This is a genomic window from Burkholderia sp. Bp9015 (assembly GCF_003853505.1).
In the GTDB taxonomy this organism is placed as follows: domain Bacteria; phylum Pseudomonadota; class Gammaproteobacteria; order Burkholderiales; family Burkholderiaceae; genus Burkholderia.
On record NZ_QTPZ01000116.1, the window covers coordinates 1 to 206 of the forward strand.

Sequence of the window (206 nt, forward strand, 5' to 3'; positions counted from 1 at the left end):
AGCTCGATCGGCTCGCTGTCCACCTCGACTTCGACCGGTATCAGCTCGCTGTCCACTGGCCTGAGCTCGACCAACAGCTCGGTCGCTTCGCTTTCGACTTCCACGTCGACCGGCCTCTCGTCGGCCAATAGCTCGATCGGCTCACTGTCCACTTCGACCTCGACCGGTATCAGCTCGCTGTCCACCGGCCTCAGCTCGACCAACAG

At 62.6% G+C, this 206-nt stretch carries 1 protein-coding gene; it reads right to left on the reverse strand.

What is annotated here, in order from left to right; translation table 11 throughout:
* Positions 1-185: hypothetical protein (locus DIE12_RS38985; RefSeq protein ID WP_311768021.1), on the reverse strand; the 185-nt coding region annotated here is incomplete at its 3' end.
* Between the last annotated feature and the right edge of the window lie 21 nt (positions 186-206).